This is a genomic window from Streptomyces sp. NBC_00433, from assembly GCA_036015235.1.
In the GTDB taxonomy this organism is placed as follows: Bacteria; Actinomycetota; Actinomycetes; order Streptomycetales; family Streptomycetaceae; genus Actinacidiphila.
The window spans coordinates 542,495-559,129 of the sequence record CP107926.1; the positions used below are offsets into that span (position 1 = coordinate 542,495).

Consider the following 16,635-nt stretch of genomic DNA (forward strand, 5'->3'; position numbering starts at 1 on the left):
CGCCGTGCCAAATATGGGAGCGCTCCCACGCACTCGCACACCCCCCACGTCCCGCCTCGCGAAGGTGAGAACTCCCGTGCGCCCAGGCACTTCGATCAGCTCGGCCCCTCTGCGCAGACGGCTCGCCGCCTGCGCCTCCGTCGTGGCACTCGGCGCCGCGCTGCTGGCCGGCGGCGGGACCGCCCTGGCCGACGACCCGGGCGCGCCGGCGCCCTCCGCGGTGGACGTCACGGTGAACGCCAACGAGGGGCAGGGCACCATCCCCGGCACCGCCTACGGCCTCAACAGCGCGGTGTGGGATGCGCAGATGAACGTGCCGGAGGTGCAGAACCTGCTCTCGGCGGCGAACATCGGCATGTTGCGCTATCCCGGCGGCTCCTACGGCGACATCTACCACTGGCAGGACAACACCGCGCCGGGCGGCTACGTGGCGCCCGGCACCGACTTCGACGCCTTCATGGGCACCGTCAAGAAGATCGGCGCCCAGCCGATCCTGATCGCCAACTACGGCTCGGGCACTCCGCAGGAGGCCGCCGACTGGGTGCGCTACTCCAACGTCACCAAGCACTACGGCGCCCGATACTGGGAGGTCGGCAACGAGCTGTACGGCAACGGCCATTACGGCAGCGGCTGGGAGACCGACAACCACGCCGACACCTCCCCCACCGCCTACGCGCACAACGTCGCCGACTACGCCGCCGCGATGAAGGCGGTCGACCCCTCGGTGAAGGTCGGCGCGGTCCTGACGCTGCCCGGCAACTGGCCTGACGGGGTGATGGGCGCCGGGGAGACCGCCGACTGGAACCACACGGTCATCCCGCTGATCGCCGGCAAGGCCGACTTCGTCATCGTGCACTGGTACCCGGGCGGCTCCGACGCGGCGGGCATGCTGGGCACCCCCGACCAGCTGGCGGGTGAACTCGCGCAGCTGCACGACCAGTTGGACGCGGCCGGGGTGGGCGCCATGCCGATCGCGCTGACCGAGCTGAATTCCAACGTCTTCGAGGACACCCAGCCCAACGCGCTCTTCGGCGCCGACGCGTATCTCACCGCGCTGCAGAACGGCGTCTTCACCGTCGACTGGTGGGACACCCACAACGGCCCCACCAGCATCAGCACCGCCCCGGACGGCGCCACCGACTACAACGACTACGGCATCCTGTCCAGCGGCACCTGCGTCGGCACGGTGTGCGAGCCGCCGATGAACACCCCCTTCGCGCCCTACCACGCGATCTCGATGCTCAGCCATCTCGGCACACCCGGCGACCAGTTGATCGCGGCGGCCAGCGGCAGCCGGCTGGTGGCCGCGCACGCGGTGCACCGGGCGAACGGCGACCTGAGCGTGATGCTGATCAACAAGGACCCGGCCGCCGCCCAGACCGTCGCGCTGCACTACGCCGGCTTCACCCCGGACGGCTCGGCCGCGACCGTGGACACCTTCCGCGACCAGGCCGCCTCGATCGACAGCACGACCGCGGCCAACACCGGGACCTGGACCCTGCCGCCGTACTCGATCACCACCGTGACCGTGCACCCGAGGACCGGCACGGCCTCCGCGCTGACCGCGCCCGGCGCCCCCAAGGTCACCGCCGCGGGCGCCACCAGCGCCACCGTCAGCTGGACGCCGTCGAGCGGCGGCAAGGTCGACCGCTACGAGGTCTACCGGCAGCTCGGCGGCGTCAGCGAGCTGCTGGCCAGCAGCACCGGCACCTCGGCGACCGTCCCCAACCTCACCCCGGGCAGCACCTTCACCTGGAACATCCTGGCCAGGGACTCCGCCGGCAGGCTCTCCCGCCCCTCGGACCCGGTCACCGTACGCACCGGGACCCCGCAGAACGCGCCCTGCAAGGTCTCCTACGACCTGACCGCCGGCTGGGGCAACGGTTTCAACGCCAATGTGACGGTCACCAACACCAGCCCCAACCCGATCACCGGCTGGACGCTGGCCTTCTCCTTCCCCAGCAGCGGCGAGTCGGTCAGCGGTTTCTGGAACGCCAACCTGCACCTCGATGGCACCCACGTGGTGGCGACCCCGGTGGACTGGAACGGCACGCTGGCCGCGAACGGCGGGAACTCGGCGACCTTCGGCTTCACCGGCGCCAACAACGGCGCCTACCAGGACCCGACGGTCTTCACCCTCAACGGGGCGGTCTGCACCACCGTGTGACCGCGCCCCCTCGAACCGCCTGCCGCACCCGGTGCCTGTCAGGGGCACCGGGCGCGGCAGGCCCGCTCAGCCCTCCGCGGCGCCGGGCGGGACCTGCCGGGTCGCGGTCCAGCCCAGCAGGTCCTCCGCGCTCCAGGTGTTGACGATCCGCCCGGCCGGGATGCCGGCCTCCTCGGCGCGGGCGCAGCCGTAGACCTGCCAGTCCAGCTGGCCTGGCGCGTGGGCGTCGCTGTCGATCGCGAAGAGGGTGCCTGCGTCCCTGGCCATGGCCAGCAGGCGGCGCGGCGGGTCGAGGCGCTTGGGACTGCTGTTGATCTCCACGGCGGTGCCCGCCGCGGCGCACGCGGCGAAGACGGCCCCGGCGTCGTAGGTCGACTCGGGCCGCTCGCGGTCGCCGATGAGCCGCCCGGTGCAGTGGCCGAGCACGTCGACCAGCGGGTTGCCGACCGCGGCGAGCAGCCGCCGGGTGAAGGCGGGGGCGGGCATCCGCAGTTCGGAGTGGGCCGAGGCGACGACGAGATCCAGCCGGTCGAGCAGCTCGTCCTCCTGGTCGAGCGACCCGTCCGAGAGGATGTCGCACTCGATGCCGGTGAGCAGCCGGAAGGGCGCGAGGCGGGTGTTCAGCTCCGCGACCGCGTCCAGTTGGCGGCGCAGCCGCTCGGCCGTCAGGCCGTGGGCGATCCGCAGCCGCGGCGAGTGGTCGGTGAGCACCGCCCACCGGTGTCCCGCGTCCCGGGCGGCGAGCGCCATCGCCTCGATCGGGCTGCCGCCGTCGGACCAGTCGGAGTGCAGGTGGCAGTCGCCGCGCAGGGCCGCGCGCAGGGTGGCGCCACCCTCGGTGAGCGGGCCGCCGCTGTCCCTCTCCAGGTCCGCCAGATAGCCGGGGGTGCGGCCGGCGGCGACCTCGGTGAGGACCTTGCCCGTGGTGGATCCGATGCCCTTGAGGTCGCTGAAGCGGCCGCTCGCCGCCCGCCTTTCGAGGTCGGCGGGCGGCAGCGCGGACAGCGCCGCGGCGGCGTTGCGGAAGGCCCGGACACGGTAGACGGGCGCGTCGGCGCGTTCCAGCAGGAAGGCGATCCGCTCCAGTGCCTCGATCGGCTCCATGCAGACCCGTTTCCCGCTCGGGGATGCCGCGTAACGCCGGCGCCGCCCGGGTCACACGTTCGCGGCGGTCACACGTTCGGGACGTGCAGAGCGTCCCAGGTCTCCGCACCGGGCGGCCACTTCAGGGCGGAGCCGGTCCAGCCTTTGTGGTGCGCGGTGTTGTACTTGCGCTGCCAGGCCTCGTAGGAGGCCACGTCGCCGGAGCCGATGACGTCCTTGTTCGCGGTGCTGGTGTAGTGGTTGCAGCTGGCGGCGACCAGCCGGTCGTGCATGGCGGCCACGATCGGCGAGCGGCGCCCGGCGGTGAACCAGCCGGCGCCCGGGAAGGGCTCGTAGCGCGGTGCGGGGCCCTTGCCCGCCCAGCTGCGCAGGGCGCCCGGGCTGGCGAAATTCCCGACGTTGCGGTCCAGGCCGCCGGCCGAGCTGTACTGGTGGAAGAGCCACGGGTGCTCGACCCTCGGATGGCCCTCGGGCGCCGAGGGGTCGGCGATCCACAGTCCGTCGGCGCAGAACGACGTGCTGTCGCGGTGCAGCCAGAAGTCCCGGTTGCAGTAGAGGACGACCCGGTGCTCGGGCGCCTTGGCCTGCACGTGCCGCAGCCAGGCGTCCTTGTCGGCGCCCGGCACCCCGGTGTCCTCCCAGTCGAAGGCCAGCACGTCGCCGGCCCTGGCACCGCAGTGCGCGAGGAAGTAGTCGGCCTGCGCGGTCATCGAGCCGGACCGGGCGAAGTGGTAGTGGCCGACGACCAGGCCGTGCGCGCGCCCCGTGGCGATCTGGGCGGGGTGCTTGGGGTTGACGTAGGAGGTGCCCTCGGTGGCCTTGACCATCACGAAGTCCAGGCCGGTGGTGCTGTAGTCGCTGCTCTGGTAGGAGGCGATATCGATTCCGTCGACCGTCACGGCGGTCCTCTCAGTGCACGGGGCCGACGTCGAAGGTGTCGCCGCAGACGACCGGGTTCGACGTGGCGAGGGTCATGGAGTCGGTCGATCCCGGCGGGTAGACCATGATCAGGGTCGGCTTGCGCCAGCAGCTGTCGCCCTTCACACCCTGGTTGAGCGTGTGCAGATCGGCCTCGACGGTCTGTCCCGGCGCGATGCGCACGGCGGCGGGCCTGACGCCTCGGCGGGCCGCCGGCCTGCCGATGACGCTGCCGTCGCCGCGCAGCAGCGACACGCCGGGGAAGCCGTCGAGGGTGCAGGTGTGCGAGGTGGTGTTGGTGAAGTCCAGCGGGAAGTAGATGTTGCCCGCGCCCGGGTCGCCGCGGCCCAGGGTCATCTTCAGCCCGGTGACGGTGCAGCGGGCGGTGGCGGCCTGCGGTTTGGCGTCCTTGGACGTGTCGGCGGGAGGTGCGGCGGCGGTGGGCCGCGCGGGCGGCTGCGTGCCGGCCGGCGCGGTGGCCGTCGCGGTGTCGCCGGCCGTGTCGCCCGGTGTGCCGGGCGCCGCCGCGGAGGAGGACGGGGACGAGGGTGCGCCGGTGGCGGGCGCGGACGAGCCGGACGCGTTCTCGTCGCCGCAGCCCGCGGCGGCCGCGGCCAGCAGGGTCACGGTCGCCGCGACGAGGAGGGTGCCGCGGCGGCGCGACCGCTTCGGGTCGGCGGCCGCGGGACGGGGTGACGAAGTAGGCATACTGCTCGATTTACTCTCCGCGGGCCCGTTTTGAACCTGTGGAGCCCGGATTGTTGCTGTCTCGGCACATTGTCACCACAGGGAAACAACAGAAACAGCACACACCTCCGTCGCACGAACATCAGTACGCCCCGTCAGTCGCGGTCCGTGTCCCTGCCGCCGGTGTTGTCGCTGTCGTCGGCGCTGTCGCTGCCGTCGTCCTTGCCCCCGTCATCGCCGTCATCACCGCTGCCGCCGCCCCGCCCCGCCCGGTGGCGGCGGACCTCCCAGACCACCGCGGCGGACACCACGATCACCGCCACCACGATGGCCACCGCCGTGCCCGCCGTCTTCTCGACCCGCTTGTACGCCGTACCCGCGAAGTAGCCCACCAGCGTGAAGCCGACGCCCCAGACCAGCCCGCCGAGCGCGTTGAAGAGCAGGAACGTCCGGTACGGCATCCGCGACATGCCGGCGAGCGCCGGCATCAGGGCGCGGAAGAAGGCGATGAAGCGGCCGAGGAAGACCGCGACGGGCCCGCGGCGGCGGATGAAGTTCCTGGCCTGGTCGATCCGCGCCTCGTGCCCGCGCAGCGCCTTGGTCTCCAGGATGCGCGGGCCGAAGCGCCGGCCGACCTCGTAACCGACCGAGTCCCCGGCGATCGCGGCCAGCACGACCACGGCGCTCAGCCAGTAGACCGACACCCGCCCCTGCCCCGCGACCACCCCGCCGAGCACCACCGCGGTCTCCCCCGGCAGCACGAAGCCGAAGAAGAGCGCGTCCTCGCAGAAGACCAGGGCGCCCACGACCGCGTAGACCGCGATGCCGGAGGAGTTCGCGAGCCAGTCGGTGATGGATTTCATGAACCGAGCCTTCCCGCTCGGCCGCGTCCCGCACGGCAACCCCCGCATGACGCGCCGGGAAATGCGGGACAGCCCTCAGGCGGCCCGGTAGAGGTCCCGGTAGCCGGGGAAGACCCCGCCTGGGCCTTCGACGGTCTCGGCGGCGAGGACGGCGTGCCGCACCGCGCGGGTGAGCGCGTCGGCGCCCGCGGCCAGCACCGAATTCAGCGCGCCCGCCTCGACGTGCACCCCGAAGGCCGGGTCGGCGGCGGCACTCTCGTCCGGTGGTACGAGCGGGCGGCGGCCGGTGGCCATGGCGAAGACGGTGTCGCCGTCGGACAGCAGATGCACCGGGCGGACCGCGCGCGCCAGCCCGTCGTGCGCGCTGCCCGCGAGCTTGTGCGCCTGGGCGCGGGTCAGTGCGGCGTCGGTGGCGACCACGGCCAGCGTGGTGTTGAGCGGACGCGCCTGCCGGTCCCCGGTCGCCGCGGCGGCCTCGGCGAGCCGCTGCCGCGCCCTTTCCCTGACCTCGGGCGGCACGGGGCCGCCGGCCGCGTCCGGTACGGTTCCCGGCCCCGCCCACAGCGCGCCGGTGTCCGGGTCCACGACCGAACCCGCCGCGTTGACCACCGCGAGCGCGGCCACCGTCGTGCCCGAGGGCAGCACGAGGCTGGCGGTGCCGACGCCGCCCTTGAGGCCGCCGGCGACCGCGCCCGTACCGGCCCCGACATTGCCCTGCGGGACCGGTGCGCCCTCCGCCGTCGCCGCCGCTGCCTCGGCCGCCGCGCGGCCGAGCGCCGGTCCGGGGCGGGCGCCCCAGTCGCCGCCGCGGCCGAGGTCGAACAGCGCGGCGGCCGGCACCACCGGCACCACCTGCCCGGGACCGCCGACCCGGAAGCCGCGGCCCCGCTCCTCCAGCCAGGCCATCACGCCGGAGGCCGCGTCCAGGCCGAAGGCGCTGCCGCCGGCCAGCACCACCGCTTCCACGGCGGGAACGAGATTACGCGGGTCGAGCGCGTCGGTCTCCCGGGTGCCGGGGCCGCCGCCGCGCACGTCGACCGCGGTCACCACGCCGCCCGCGGGGGCCAGCACCACGGTCACCCCGGTGAGCCAGCCGCCGCCGGCCCGCCCGGCGTGGCCGACGCGCAGCCCGGCCACGTCGGTCAGCGCGTCGGCCGCGCCGGGCACCTCGTCACCCATCCGCCGCTTCCCCGTCGGTGCCCGGCAGCCGGGAGTGCGCCGCCGCGTCCTCACCGGCCTCCAGCAGGTTGGCGGCCGCTCCGATGATCAGCGGGTCGGGGGTGCCGACCACCTCGTCGTCGCGGTCGGTGTAGTCGAAGCGGGCCAGGACGCTGCGCATCGCCTCGACCCTGGCGCGCTTCTTGTCGTTGCTCTTGACCACCGTCCAGGGCGCGTATTCGGTGTCGGTGTCCTGGAACATCGCGACCTTCGCCTTGGTGTAGTCCTCCCACCGGTCGAGCGAGGCGAGGTCCATCGGGCTGAGCTTCCACTGCCGCACCGGGTCGACCTGCCGGATGGTGAAGCGGGTGCGCTGCTCGTCGCGCGAGACGGAGAACCAGAACTTGACCAGGGCGATGCCGTCGTCGACGAGCATCCGCTCGAAGCCGGGCGCCTGCCGCATGAAGCGGTGGTATTCGTCGTCGCTGCAGAAGCCCATGACCCGCTCGACGCCCGCCCGGTTGTACCAGGACCGGTCGAAGAGCACGATCTCACCGGCGGTCGGCAGATGGGCGACGTAGCGCTGGAAATACCACTGCCCGCTCTCCCGCTCGGTGGGCTTCTCCAGCGCGACCACCCGGGCGCCGCGCGGGTTGAGGTGCTCGATGAAGCGCTTGATGGTGCCGCCCTTGCCCGCGGCGTCCCGGCCCTCGAAGAGTATGACGATGCGCTGCCCGGTCTCCTTGACCCAGCTCTGCAGCTTGAGCAGCTCGATCTGCTGCAGCCGCTTGTGCACCTCGTATTCGGGGCGCTCCATCCTGGCGTCGTACGGGTAGTTCTCCCGCCAGGTGTCCACGACGCTGCCGTCGGGGCGCACCAGGACCGGGTCGTCCTGGTCGGTGTAGTCGACACGCATCCCCGCGAGGAGCGCCGCTCCGGTGTCCGTAGCCACTATGTCCCGCCTTTCGCCGCCGGTCCGTCAGTGGAACTGCGGAATGATCAGATACAGCCCGTACAGCACGGCGGCCGCGCACACCGCGAAGCACGCGCCCGCGGCGGTCGCCTCGGCCGTACCGTCCCGGCCCGCGGTGCGGGCGGTGTCGCGGCCGGCCAGCGCCCGTACGCCCAGCGCGAAGATCAGCACCACGCCCACGGTGGCGCCGAAGCCCACCACCGCGACCTGGCCCAGGGATCCCCATTTCACGTCCATACGCCGCTCCCGGTCCGTTGCTTCCCGTTGTGCCCGCTGCAGGTCATGTCATGTGCTCACGCGCCGGCGCCGGCGGGTTCACCGGGGCGGACGGACGCGGTCGTGGCGTTGTTCACATTGTCCGCGTGGACCGGGTTGCGGCGCGACAGCACCACGATGACCCCGGAGACGGCCACCGCCGCCAGGGCGATCAGCACGATGCCGAGGGTGCCGCCGTGCACGACGGCACCGGCGGCCAGCGCCCCGACCCCCGCGGCGGCCGGCAGCGTCACCAGCCAGGCCAGTGCCATCCGCCCGGCGGTGCTCCACCGGACCTCGGCGAGGCGGCGGCCGACGCCGGCGCCCAGGATGCCGCCCGAGCAGACCTGGGTGGTGGACAGGGCGAAGCCGAGGTTGGCCGAGCTGAGGATGACGGCGGTCGCCGCCGACTCGGCGGCGAAGCCCTGCGGGGACTGGATGTCCACGAGGCCCTTGCCCATGGTGCGGATGATCCGCCAGCCGCCGATGTACGTGCCGAGCGCGATGGCCAGCCCCGAGGTGAGGATCACCCACACCGGCGGCCCCGCGTCGTGGCCGAGCGCGCCGCAGGAGATCAGCGCGAGGGTGATCACGCCCATGGTCTTCTGGGCGTCGTTGGTGCCGTGCGCGAGCGAGACCAGCGAGGCGGACGCGACCTGCCCGGCCCTGAAGCCCTTGGAGACCCGGTCCCGCGAGGCGCGGGCGGTGATCCGGTACGCCAGGTAGGTGGCCGCCAGCGCGGCCAGGCCCGCCACGACCGGCGAGGCGACCGCGGGGATGAGGATCTTCTCCACGACCTTGGTGAAATCGACCCCGTCGCGCCCCGCGCCGACCCACACCGCGCCGATCAGGCCGCCGAAGAGCGCGTGCGAGGAGCTGGACGGCAGGCCGAGCAGCCAGGTCATGAGATTCCACAGGATGGCGCCGATCAGGCCGGCGAAGATCATGCCGGGGGTGACGAGGGCGTCGTCCACGATGCCGCCGGAGATCGTCTTGGCCACCTCGGTGGACAGGAAGGCGCCCACCAGGTTGAGGACACCGCTGATCGCGACGGCGACCTTGGGGCGCAGGGCGCCGGTCGCGATGGAGGTCGCCATCGCGTTGGCGGTGTCATGGAAACCGTTCGTGAAGTCGAAGGCCAGGGCCGTGACGATGACCATTGCCACAAGGAAAGTGATGTGGTCCATCACCCCAGGTAACCAGCGGTAGGCGTACAACCGGGGAAGGACACGTTAAGCCGGGTGGGCGAGGTGAAGGAGACGCCCCGCCCGGCAGCCCGGGGCGGCCCGGCAGGTCCCGGGCCGCCCCGGGGCCGTCTCAGTGGCCCGAGGTCGCCTTGAGGCCGACCACCGCGACGAGCAGCAGCGCGACGAAGAGGATCCGGGCGGCGGTGGCGGGCTCACCGAGGGCCAGCATGCCGACGACGGCGGCACCTGCCGCGCCGATTCCGACCCACACTCCGTAGGCCGTACCGATCGGGAGCGACTTGGCGCCCCGCGAGAGCAGCAGCATGCTGGCGACGATGCCGGCGCCGGTGAAGACGCTCGGCCACAGGCGGGTGAAGCCGTCGGTGTACTTCATGCCGATCGACCAGGCCACTTCGAGCAGGCCGGCGGCGATGATCAGGACCCATGCCATGGGAGGCACCTCCGTGGGATGTGGACTTACGGGGGTGCGTCGTCTTTGCAGGGTCCCGGTACGACGCTCTCGTCGGGTTCCCGCAAGGGTAGCAAGTTCCGGCATTACGACAGCGGTGCGGTTGACCACCGCGGGCCGCCGGTGACCTCCCGGCGCGGGTGGCTGCTCGCCGCGACGTGCAGCCGCAGCCGGTGGCCCCTGCCGAAGACGTGTGCCTCGACCAGAGGCCCACCCGCACCTCGCGCTCGCCGGCGGCGGGCGTGCGCAGCAGCGCGCCGCCGACGGTGGGCACCGGGTCGGCGAGCGGAGGCGGAGCTGTCGGTGGACGGCGCGGTCGTCGCCCGCACCGAGCCCTGGTGGGGCGGCGGGAGGTGGACGGCGCCGGGACACAGGACCCGGGAGGGCTGCCGCGGGCGCAGCCCTCCCGGCTCCGCTCTGCCCGCTCCCCTTCCTGACCAGTTTTCCGCGGCACCGGTGTCTACCCGGAAGAGCAGCCCAGGACCGGGGCGCGGACCGCGCGCCCCGGGCGACGGGAGCAGAGGGAGAACGGTGGCCGGCGACAAGGGACGGATGACGTCCGAACAGGCATGGGTGCTGGGACTCGCGTCACTGGCGTCCTTCATGATGGCAATGGACAGCGTCGTCGTCTCGACGGCGCTGACGACGATCCGGCAGGACCTGACGGCCTCGACCGAGTCACTCGAGTGGGTCGTCAACGCGTACAACCTGGCGTTCGCGGTGCTGCTGCTGACCGGAGCGGCGCTGGGCGACCGTTTCGGCCGCCGGCGGATGTTCACCGGCGGGCTCGCGACCTTCACCGCCGCGTCGGCGGCGTGCGCGCTGTCGCCGAACATCGGTGCGCTGATCGCCTTCCGCGCCGTGCAGGGCGCGGGCGCCGCGATGGTGCTGCCGCTGTCGCTCACCATGATCGGCGCGATCTTCCCGCCGCAGCAGCGGGGCAGGGCTATGGGGCTCTACCTGGGCTTCACCGGGCTCGCGACCTTCAGCGGCCCCTTCATCGGCGGCGTGGTCGCCGAGGGCCTGGCCTGGCAGTGGATCTTCTGGCTGAACCTGCCGGTCGGGCTGGTCACGATCGCGTTCACCACCCGGCGCGTCGTCGAGAGCTTCGGCCAGAACAGCCGGTTCGACCTGGTCGGGGTGGTGCTGGTGACGCTGTCCGCCTTCGGCCTGGTGTGGGGCCTGGTCCGCGGCAACACCGCGGGCTGGAGCAGCGCGGAGGTGCTGGGGTCGTGGGTGCTCGGCGCCGCGCTGCTGACCGCCTTCGTGCGCTGGGAGCAGCGGACGGAGGCGCCGATGCTGCCGATGCGCTTCTTCCGCGCGCGGGCCTTCGCCACGGCCAACCCGGCGAATTTCATGCTCTTCGCGTCGCTGTACGGCACGCTGTTCTTCCTGGCGCAGTATTTCCAGACGGTGCTGGGCACCGGTCCGCTGGGCGCGGGGCTGCGGCTGATGCCGTGGTCGGCGACGCTGATGGTGTGCGCGCCGCTCGTGGGACGGCTCGCCGACACCCTCGGCGAGCGGGCCTTCGTCATCGGCGGCCTGCTGCTGCAGGCCGCGAGCATGGGGTGGATCGCGCTGGTCGCCGGCACCGGTACGGACTACCTGACGCTGCTGCCCGCGCTGGTCACCAGCGGCATCGGCCTGACCATGGTGATGCCGGCGGCGCAGCGCGCGGTCGTCGGCGCGGTGCGGCCGCAGGAGATCGGCCAGGCCTCCGGGGTGTTCATGATGCTGCGGATCTTCGGCGGCGTCCTCGGGGTCGCGGTCACGGTCGCGGTCTTCTCCGCCCGCGGCGGCTACGGGTCCCCGGAGCAGTTCACCCGGGGCTTCACGGCGGCGATGACCGCGGTGACCGGTTACGCCGTCCTCGGGGCGCTCATCGCCCTCGGCATCCCGGGCCGCCGCCCCGCCCCGGCGGACGCACCGGCCGTCCAGGGCGCGCAGGACGCGCCGGTGGCCGCCGGACACGGCGGCAAGGGCTGACCGCCGCTTCCGGCCCGCAGTCGTCCGACTGCGGGCCGGAAGCGGCGAGTTCACCACCCGATAGTGGTGCAAACGCTAGCCTTGCCACGTGTTGCACGCGTTGGACCGGCGCGTGCCTGGTGGGGGGAGCAGGGGGGCGTATGAGAAGAAGCAGTGCGGGAGTCGTCGCGGCGGGCATGGCGGCGGCCTCGATGGTCGGGTTCTCGTCGGCGGAGCCGGCCGGGGCGCTGACGGCTCCGTTGGGGATGACCGCGGACGACCTGTCGACCTGGCAGACCAACGGCGTCGTGTGGGCACTGGCGCAGGCGAACGGCGTGGTCTTCGCCGGGGGCACCTTCTCCTCGGTCAGGCCGCCGGGTGCCGCCGCGGGGACCGGCGAGCAGCAGGCGCTCAACTTCCAGGCCTTCGACGCCGCTTCCGGCGCCCCGACCTCCTGCCGGCTGTCGTTCACCGTCGGCAGCGGCATCGCGACCGTACGGGCGCTGGCGGTGTCGCCCGACAAGTCGACGCTCTACGCGGGCGGCACGTTCGGGTCGGTCAACGGCACCGCGGCCAGCAACCTGGCGGCCGTCGACATCGCCACCTGCACGGTCAAGAGCGACTTCAAGGTGTCGGTGTCCGCCCAGGTGCGCGGCATCACGGCGACCGCCGACACCGTCTACTTCGGGGGGAATTTCACCTCCGTGGGCGGCCAGACCCGGCAGCACTTCGCCGCGGTCGGCACCACCGGCGCGCTCAAGCCCTTCGCACCCGAGGCCGACGACAACGGCAAGGCGCTGCTGGTCACCCCGGACGGTTCCAAGGTGGTGATCGGCGGCGACTTCAACACCGTCAACGGCGCCGACTCGCACGCGCTGGCCGTGGTGAATGCCACGACCGGCGCGAACGTGCGGACCTATCCGGGATTCATCCCGCCGACCTCGACCGTGCAGACCCTGTCCTCCGACGCCACCGGCTTCTACACCGGCAACGAGGGCACCGGCGGCGGGGTCTTCGACGGCCGGATCGCCGTCGACTACAGCACGCTCGACCAGCGCTGGCGCGACACCTGCCTGGGCGCCACGCAGGCCGTGCAGGTCTACAAGGGCGTGCTCTACAGCGCCTCGCACGCCCACAACTGCTCCACCATGGGGCAGTTCCCGCAGATGGACGACCGGCAGCACCTGCTCGCCGAGTCGGTCAACAACCCGCGCCCGCTGCTCGGCTGGTTCCCCGACACCGACGACGGCCCGGCCGGCACCGAGCAGATCGGCCCGCGCGCGCTGACCACCGCCTCCAAGGGCGGCACCGACTACCTGTGGGTGGGCGGCGAATTCACCCGGATCGCCAGCAACGGCAACCGGCCGCAGCAGGGCCTGACCAGGTTCGCGAACACCCCGGACACCCGCACCCCGTCCGTGCCGGAGGCGGTGACCGCACGGCTGGCCCTGGGCAGCGTACGGCTCAACTGGCAGGCCTCGCTCGACCTCGACGACTCCGCGCTGACGTACACGATCTACCGCAACGGCGCCAAGATCGCCACCGTCAGCGGCAGTTCCACCTTCTGGATCCGCCCGACGCTCGGCCTGGCCGACAACAAGACCGATGAGGGCACGACCTACGCCTACCAGGTCGCGGCGAGCGACGCGGCCGGCAACACCAGTGCCCGATCGGCCGCGGCGACCGTCACGACCTACGGCACCGCGACGTCGACCACCCTCACCGTCGATGACAGCGCCGACACCTACGCCAACGCCGGTGCTCCCAGCACCGCTTACGGCTCCGACCAGCAGTTCGCGGTCCGGGGCAGCTCCCCCTACACCGCGTATCTGCGCTTCGACCTGCCCGCCGCACCCGCGGGGATGGTCCTCAAGAGCGCCCAACTGACCCTGCGCACCAGCGCGGACGACGCCGCGAACTCCGTCGACCCGGTCAGCGTGCAGCACGTCACGGGCAGTTGGACCGAGGGCGACGTGACCTGGTCGACCCAGCCCGAGCTGGACCCGGCCGTCATCGGCACCCTGCCGGCGCCCGCCGCCCTGCAGGGCGACTATTCCGCGTCGCTGTCCGTGCCCGCGCTCACCTCGGCGCTCGGCGGCCCGTTCGACCTCGCGCTGACCGCGGCGGGCACCGACTCCGCCTGGTTCTTGTCCCGGGAGGCGCCGGGCACCTCGGGCCACCCGCAACTGGCCCTGACCTTCGGCCGGCCGTGACCCGCCGGGTGCCGGGCCCTCGCGCCCGGCGCCCGGTAATCCGCGCGCCCCGGGGAGCGACCGCCCACTAGGATGCGGCGGTTGCCCCGGGGAACGTCGCCCGGGGGCGGATCGGAGGGATTCCGGTGGCAACTGCCGCACCGGGGAAGACGGCCGAGAGCGCGGACGAGGGCCAGGGCGGGGACCCGGGGCCGGGCGGGATATGGCGGCCGGCGACGGCCGGCGTCATCGCCGCCTTCGTCGGCTTCGCCAGTTCCTTCGCCGTCGTCCTCGAAGGCCTGACCGAGGTCGGCGCCTCCCACGCCCAGGCGGCGTCCGCGCTGCTGGCACTGTCGGTCGCGATGGGCGTCTGCGCGATCTTCCTGAGCCTGCGCTCGCGGCTGCCGATCAGCATCGCCTGGTCGACGCCCGGCGCCGCGCTGCTCGCGGGCTCGACGGTGCCGCACGGCGGATTCCCGGTCGCGGTGGGGGCGTTCCTGATCACCGGCGCGCTGATCGTGGTCTCCGGGCTGTGGCGGCCGCTGGGCCGCTGGGTGTCGGCGATCCCGGCGCCGCTGGCCAACGCCATGCTGGCCGGCATCCTGCTGCCGCTGTGCCTGGCACCGGCCGAGGCCGTGCACTCCGACCCGGCCATCGGTCTCGCCGTGGTGCTGACCTGGGCGGTCGTCGGCAGCGTGCGCAAGCTCTACGCGGTGCCCGCCGCCGTCGTGGTGGCCGTGGTGCTGATCGCCACGACCACCCACATCAGGACCGACACGCTCGGCCCGATGTGGCCGCACCCGGTGCTGGTCGCACCGCACTTCACCTTCGCCGCCGCGATCGGCATCGCGCTGCCGCTGTACGTGGTGACCATGGCCTCGCAGAACATCCCGGGCATCGCGGTGCTCGGCGCCAACGGCTACCACCCGCAGCCCGGCCCGCTGTTCGGCTGGACCGGGGTCTTCTCGCTGCTCTCCGCGCCCTTCGGCGGGCACGCGGTCAACCTGGCGGCGATCACCGCGGCCCTGTGCGCGGGCGACGAGGCGGGCCCCGACCGGGCCAGGCGCTATCGCGCCGCGGCCACGGCGGGCGGCGTCTACATCCTGCTCGGGCTGGTCGCGAGCGCGGCCGTCGCGCTGGTCAACGCGGCGCCGCCGCACATCATCGAGGCGGTCGCGGGCCTGGCGCTGCTCGGCGCCCTCGCGAACTCCCTCACCGCGGCGATGGCCGACCCCGGGCAGCGCGAGGCCGCGGTGGTCACCGTGGTGGTGACGGTCTCCGGCGTGACCTTCTTCGGCGTCAGCGGCGCCTTCTGGGGCCTGCTGGCCGGCGGCGCCCTCTACGGGGTGCGCCACTGGCAGTCGCGGCGGGCCGCGGGCGACGGAAGCGGCGGCGGCGCGGGACCGGGAGCTGCGGCACCGGGACCCGTGGCGGATCCGTCGCTTCCGGAGCCGGACCGCAGCTGATCCCTCGGCAGCTGCGGTCCGCCCGGTCCGGGACGCGGGGCGTCCGGCCACCGAACTGCACACCTGAAACACGATGTAACGTTTTTCGGCGGCATGCGGCGGATATCCAGCACACCGCTTACGACCCGATCATGTCAACACCCGCATGCGCGGCGCTAGGCTATGCGCATGAAACAGTGCGGTGTAACGCATGGCTAGGCAGCCGGGTTCCAGGGCCACGGTCCGGGCCATCGCGGCGGAGGCGGGCGTGTCGATCGCGACCGTCTCGCGGGTGATGAACGGCCAGGCGAACGTCGCCCCCGACACCCGCGAGCTGGTGCGCCGCGCGGTGGCCAGGCTCGGCGCGCCGGCCCCGGCCAGGCGCGGCACGGCGAGCGGCGCGATCTACGTACGCTGCCCGTACGTCCTCACCGACTACTTCGGGGTGATCGTCTCCTCGATCGCCGAGACCCTCGACCTGTACGGCAGGCGGCTGGTGCTGAGCGCCGGCGACGCGGCCCGGGAGTTGCAGGTGCTCGCCGACCTGCCGGACGACCCGGCGATCGCCGGCGCGATCCTGGTGGTGCCGCCCGAGCCGGAGCGGGATCTGGAGGCGCTGCGCGCCGCCGACTTCCCTTTCGTGGTGGTCGACCCGCGCACCCCGCTGCCGCAGGACATCGCGTCGGTCTCGGCCGCCAACCTCACCGCCGCGCGGACCGTCAGCGCCCACCTGGTGGACCTCGGCCACCGGCGGATCGGCGTGATCGGCGGGCCCGGCGACTGGCTCGCCAGCCAGTCCCGGCTGGCCGGCCACACCTCCGCGCTGGCCGACGCCGGTGTGCTGCCCTCCCCCGAACTGCTGCGCAGCATCGAGCCCACCGCCGACTGGGGCTACGACGCCGCCTGCGAGCTCCTCGACCTGCCGGACCGGCCCACCGCGCTGGTGGCCTTCAACGACAAGGCCGCGGTCGGCGCGCTGCGGGCCGCGTACGAGCGGGGCCTGCGGGTGCCCGAGGACCTGTCGATCACCGGCTTCGACGACATCGACCTGAGCCGCAGCACCGTGCCCCGGCTGACGACGGTCCGGCAACCCCTCGAAGAGATGGGGCGGATGGCGGTGTCGCTGCTGATGCGGCTGCTCGACCGGCACACGGTGGACGCGCTGCACGTCGAGCTGGCCACCCAGCTGGTGCTGCGCGGCTCCACCGGCCCCGTCCCCGCACGCGAACCCGCCTCCTGACCGGCCCTGGCC

Annotated in this window: 14 protein-coding genes and 1 riboswitch; of the genes, 5 read left to right on the forward strand and 9 right to left on the reverse strand. The window is 73.1% G+C overall.

Translation table 11 applies throughout. From position 1 onward, the window contains the following. Positions 1-76 precede the first annotated feature (76 nt). Positions 77-2,167, forward strand: a complete 2,091-nt coding sequence (locus OG900_02305) for a cellulose binding domain-containing protein (GenBank protein ID WUH89077.1) — start codon at positions 77-79, stop codon at positions 2,165-2,167. A 66-nt stretch (positions 2,168-2,233) separates the two neighbouring features. Here OG900_02305 and OG900_02310 read toward each other — a convergent pair whose 3' ends face one another. The 9 genes from OG900_02310 to OG900_02350 form a co-directional block, all read right to left on the reverse strand. Then, positions 2,234-3,271, reverse strand: a complete 1,038-nt coding sequence (locus OG900_02310; GenBank protein WUH89078.1) for a PHP domain-containing protein — start codon at positions 3,269-3,271, stop codon at positions 2,234-2,236. Positions 3,272-3,339: 68 nt separating this feature from the next. Next, positions 3,340-4,170, reverse strand: a complete 831-nt coding sequence (locus OG900_02315) for a GH25 family lysozyme (protein WUH89079.1) — start codon at positions 4,168-4,170, stop codon at positions 3,340-3,342. A gap of 10 nt (positions 4,171-4,180) precedes the next feature. After that, positions 4,181-4,897 carry a DUF4232 domain-containing protein gene (locus OG900_02320; protein ID WUH89080.1) on the reverse strand — a complete coding sequence of 239 codons (717 nt, stop codon included), beginning with the start codon at positions 4,895-4,897 and terminating at the stop codon, positions 4,181-4,183. A 134-nt stretch (positions 4,898-5,031) separates the two neighbouring features. Beyond that, entirely contained in the window at positions 5,032-5,739 is a 708-nt protein-coding gene (locus OG900_02325; GenBank protein ID WUH89081.1) for a DedA family protein, read from the reverse strand. Positions 5,740-5,814: 75 nt separating this feature from the next. Beyond that, the gene (locus OG900_02330; protein WUH89082.1) at positions 5,815-6,918 is read right to left on the reverse strand and encodes a P1 family peptidase; all 1,104 of its coding nucleotides are present in this window, start codon (positions 6,916-6,918) and stop codon (positions 5,815-5,817) included. After that, positions 6,911-7,813, reverse strand: coding sequence for a polyphosphate kinase 2 (gene ppk2 / locus OG900_02335; GenBank protein ID WUH95588.1), 903 nt, complete (start codon positions 7,811-7,813; stop codon positions 6,911-6,913). Before ppk2 ends, OG900_02330 begins: the two co-directional genes overlap by 8 nt. A 63-nt stretch (positions 7,814-7,876) precedes the next feature. Continuing rightward, positions 7,877-8,107 (reverse strand): hypothetical protein, encoded by a 231-nt coding sequence (locus OG900_02340; protein ID WUH89083.1) that lies wholly within the window; start codon positions 8,105-8,107, stop codon positions 7,877-7,879. Between the two features lie 56 nt (positions 8,108-8,163). Beyond that, positions 8,164-9,312, reverse strand: coding sequence for an inorganic phosphate transporter (locus OG900_02345; GenBank protein WUH89084.1), 1,149 nt, complete (start codon positions 9,310-9,312; stop codon positions 8,164-8,166). 130 nt (positions 9,313-9,442) lie between these two features. Next, complete coding sequence (locus OG900_02350; protein ID WUH89085.1) at positions 9,443-9,763, reverse strand: multidrug efflux SMR transporter; 321 nt, start codon at positions 9,761-9,763, stop codon at positions 9,443-9,445. A gap of 33 nt (positions 9,764-9,796) precedes the next feature. After that, positions 9,797-9,857: riboswitch (guanidine-III (ykkC-III) riboswitch) on the reverse strand. Positions 9,858-10,333: 476 nt separating this feature from the next. Between OG900_02350 and OG900_02355 the strand changes: the two genes are divergently transcribed. The 4 genes from OG900_02355 (at position 10,334) to OG900_02370 (ending at position 16,623) form a co-directional block, all read left to right on the forward strand. Next, on the forward strand, positions 10,334-11,767 hold the full coding sequence (locus OG900_02355) for an MFS transporter (protein WUH89086.1): 1,434 nt from the start codon (positions 10,334-10,336) through the stop codon (positions 11,765-11,767). 140 nt (positions 11,768-11,907) lie between these two features. Further along, entirely contained in the window at positions 11,908-13,959 is a 2,052-nt protein-coding gene (locus tag OG900_02360; protein WUH89087.1) for a DNRLRE domain-containing protein, read from the forward strand. A 125-nt stretch (positions 13,960-14,084) separates the two neighbouring features. After that, positions 14,085-15,404: a benzoate/H(+) symporter BenE family transporter gene (locus OG900_02365; GenBank protein ID WUH89088.1), complete on the forward strand. Its 1,320-nt coding sequence runs from the start codon at positions 14,085-14,087 to the stop codon at positions 15,402-15,404. A 190-nt stretch (positions 15,405-15,594) separates the two neighbouring features. Next, positions 15,595-16,623: a LacI family transcriptional regulator gene (locus tag OG900_02370; GenBank protein ID WUH89089.1), complete on the forward strand. Its 1,029-nt coding sequence runs from the start codon at positions 15,595-15,597 to the stop codon at positions 16,621-16,623. The last annotated feature ends 12 nt before the right edge of the window (positions 16,624-16,635 follow it).

Coding starts and splice junctions, on each gene's coding strand:
- OG900_02355 (WUH89086.1), top strand. CDS start 10,334: ATGACGTCCGAACAGGCATGGGTGCTGGGACTCGCGTCACTGGCGTCC.
- OG900_02345 (WUH89084.1), bottom strand. CDS start 9,312: ATGGACCACATCACTTTCCTTGTGGCAATGGTCATCGTCACGGCCCTG.
- OG900_02310 (WUH89078.1), bottom strand. CDS start 3,271: ATGGAGCCGATCGAGGCACTGGAGCGGATCGCCTTCCTGCTGGAACGC.
- ppk2 (WUH95588.1), bottom strand. CDS start 7,813: ATGCGTGTCGACTACACCGACCAGGACGACCCGGTCCTGGTGCGCCCC.
- OG900_02330 (WUH89082.1), bottom strand. CDS start 6,918: ATGGGTGACGAGGTGCCCGGCGCGGCCGACGCGCTGACCGACGTGGCC.
- OG900_02360 (WUH89087.1), top strand. CDS start 11,908: ATGAGAAGAAGCAGTGCGGGAGTCGTCGCGGCGGGCATGGCGGCGGCC.
- OG900_02325 (WUH89081.1), bottom strand. CDS start 5,739: ATGAAATCCATCACCGACTGGCTCGCGAACTCCTCCGGCATCGCGGTC.
- OG900_02350 (WUH89085.1), bottom strand. CDS start 9,763: ATGGCATGGGTCCTGATCATCGCCGCCGGCCTGCTCGAAGTGGCCTGG.
- OG900_02320 (WUH89080.1), bottom strand. CDS start 4,897: ATGCCTACTTCGTCACCCCGTCCCGCGGCCGCCGACCCGAAGCGGTCG.
- OG900_02370 (WUH89089.1), top strand. CDS start 15,595: ATGGCTAGGCAGCCGGGTTCCAGGGCCACGGTCCGGGCCATCGCGGCG.
- OG900_02340 (WUH89083.1), bottom strand. CDS start 8,107: ATGGACGTGAAATGGGGATCCCTGGGCCAGGTCGCGGTGGTGGGCTTC.